Origin of the sequence: Pseudoalteromonas luteoviolacea S2607 (assembly GCF_001625575.1) — a bacterium.
GTDB lineage: Bacteria > Pseudomonadota > Gammaproteobacteria > Enterobacterales > Alteromonadaceae > Pseudoalteromonas > Pseudoalteromonas luteoviolacea_E.
In genome coordinates this window covers 1-3,036 of the sequence record NZ_AUXV01000012.1, presented here as the reverse complement: position 1 = coordinate 3,036, position 3,036 = coordinate 1, and the positions used below count along the sequence as shown (strand labels likewise).

The 3,036-nt window shown below is 50.1% G+C and carries 1 rRNA gene; it reads left to right on the top strand.

Annotated elements, in window-relative coordinates:
* The first annotated feature begins 91 nt into the window (after window positions 1-91).
* A 23S ribosomal RNA gene (locus N480_RS08835) occupies window positions 92-2,971 on the top strand.
* The last annotated feature ends 65 nt before the right edge of the window (window positions 2,972-3,036 follow it).

The window sequence follows — 3,036 nt, the reverse complement described above, 5'->3', positions numbered from 1 at the left end:
GATTAATTAGCGTCTACTTTAGTATTACTTAACTTCTGGCGAAGTTAAAACTGTCTTTAGCAGTACAACTTAAAACTATTTTGGGTTGTATGGTTAAGTGACTAAGCGTACACGGTGGATGCCTTGGCAGTTGGAGGCGATGAAGGACGTACTAACTTGCGATAAGCTAAGTCAAGCCAGTAAGAGGCACTTGAGACTTAGATTTCCGAATGGGGAAACCCACCGCACAGCGGTATCTTACAGTGAATACATAGCTGTAAGAGGCAAACCGGGAGAACTGAAACATCTAAGTACCCCGAGGAAAAGAAATCAACCGAGATTCCGAAAGTAGCGGCGAGCGAAATCGGATTAGCCCTTAAGCTTCAGTGTAATTAGTGGAACCTTCTGGAAAGTTGGACGACACAGGGTGACAGTCCCGTACACGAAAATTTATCTGAAGTGAAATCGAGTAGGTCGGAGCACGTGAAACTTTGACTGAATATGGGGGGACCATCCTCCAAGGCTAAATACTCCCAACTGACCGATAGTGAACCAGTACCGTGAGGGAAAGGCGAAAAGAACCCCTGTGAGGGGAGTGAAATAGAACCTGAAACCGTGTACGTACAAGCAGTAGGAGCCCCTCGAGGGTGACTGCGTACCTTTTGTATAATGGGTCAGCGACTTATATTCTGTAGCGAGGTTAACCATTTAGGGGAGCCGTAGCGAAAGCGAGTCTTAACTGGGCGCTTAAGTTGCAGGGTATAGACCCGAAACCCGGTGATCTAGCCATGGGCAGGTTGAAGGTCAGGTAACACTGACTGGAGGACCGAACCCACTAACGTTGAAAAGTTAGGGGATGACCTGTGGCTAGGAGTGAAAGGCTAATCAAACCGGGAGATAGCTGGTTCTCCCCGAAATCTATTTAGGTAGAGCCTCGGACGAATACTTACGGGGGTAGAGCACTGTTAAGGCTAGGGGGTCATCCCGACTTACCAACCCTTTGCAAACTCCGAATACCGTAAAGTACTATCCGGGAGACACACGGTGGGTGCTAACGTCCATCGTGGAGAGGGAAACAACCCAGACCGTCAGCTAAGGTCCCAAAGTGTATGTTAAGTGGGAAACGATGTGGGAAGGCTAAAACAGCTAGGAGGTTGGCTTAGAAGCAGCCATCCTTTAAAGAAAGCGTAATAGCTCACTAGTCGAGTCGGCCTGCGCGGAAGATGTAACGGGGCTAAACATACCACCGAAGCTACGGCTGCGAACTTTGTTCGCGGGGTAGGGGAGCGTTCTGTAAGTGGCTGAAGGTGTGCCGGGAGGCATGCTGGACATATCAGAAGTGCGAATGCTGACATGAGTAACGATAATGCGGGTGAAAAACCCGCACGCCGGAAGACCAAGGGTTCCTATCCCATGTTAATCAGGGTAGGGTGAGTCGACCCCTAAGGCGAGGCTGAAGAGCGTAGTCGATGGGAAACGGGTTAATATTCCCGTACTTGGTATAAATGCGATGGGGGGACGGAGCAGGCTAGGCAAGCATGGCGTTGGTTGTCCATGTGAAAGGCTGTAGGCTGGTGACTTAGGAAAATCCGGGTCGCTAAGGCTGAGAGTCGAGACGAGCTACTACGGTAGTGAAGTTGTTGATGCCCTACTTCCAGGAAAAGCCTCTAAGCTTCAGTTTATATCGAATCGTACCCTAAACCGACACAGGTGGTCAGGTAGAGAATACTAAGGCGCTTGAGAGAACTCGGGTGAAGGAACTAGGCAAAATTGTACCGTAACTTCGGGAGAAGGTACGCTCTTGTTTGTGAAGGACTTGCTCCATAAGCAGACGAGAGCCGCAGTGACCAGGTGGCTGGGACTGTTTATTAAAAACACAGCACTGTGCAAAATCGTAAGATGACGTATACGGTGTGACACCTGCCCGGTGCCGGAAGGTTAATTGATGGGGTTAGCTTAGGCGAAGCTCTTGATCGAAGCCCCGGTAAACGGCGGCCGTAACTATAACGGTCCTAAGGTAGCGAAATTCCTTGTCGGGTAAGTTCCGACCTGCACGAATGGTGTAACCATGGCCACGCTGTCTCCACCCGAGACTCAGTGAAATTGAAATCGCAGTGAAGATGCTGTGTACCCGCGGCTAGACGGAAAGACCCCGTGAACCTTTACTACAGCTTGGCACTGAACATTGACCCTACATGTGTAGGATAGGTGGGAGGCTTTGAAGCACAGTCGCTAGATTGTGTGGAGCCGACCTTGAAATACCACCCTTGTAGTGTTGATGTTCTAACTTAGGCCCCTAATCGGGGTTGAGGACAGTGCCTGGTGGGTAGTTTGACTGGGGCGGTCTCCTCCCAAAGAGTAACGGAGGAGCACGAAGGTTGGCTAAGTACGGTCGGACATCGTACGGTTAGTGTAATGGTAGAAGCCAGCTTAACTGCGAGACAGACACGTCGAGCAGGTACGAAAGTAGGTCATAGTGATCCGGTGGTTCTGAATGGAAGGGCCATCGCTCAACGGATAAAAGGTACTCCGGGGATAACAGGCTGATACCGCCCAAGAGTTCATATCGACGGCGGTGTTTGGCACCTCGATGTCGGCTCATCACATCCTGGGGCTGAAGTCGGTCCCAAGGGTATGGCTGTTCGCCATTTAAAGTGGTACGCGAGCTGGGTTTAGAACGTCGTGAGACAGTTCGGTCCCTATCTGCCGTGGGCGTTTGAGAATTGAGAGGGGCTGCTCCTAGTACGAGAGGACCGGAGTGGACGAACCGCTGGTGTTCGGGTTGTTATGCCAATAGCATTGCCCGGTAGCTACGTTCGGAATCGATAACCGCTGAAAGCATCTAAGCGGGAAGCGAGCCTCGAGATGAGTTCTCACTTTGACTTTAAGTTAACTGAAGGGCCGTTGAAGACTACAACGTTGATAGGCGAGATGTGGAAGTGCTGTGAGGCATTGAGCTAACTCGTACTAATTACCCGTGAGGCTTAACCATACAACGCCAAAGTGGTTTTACTTGTTAGAAGTTAAGAATAGAAAGTAGACGATAAGAATTTAATT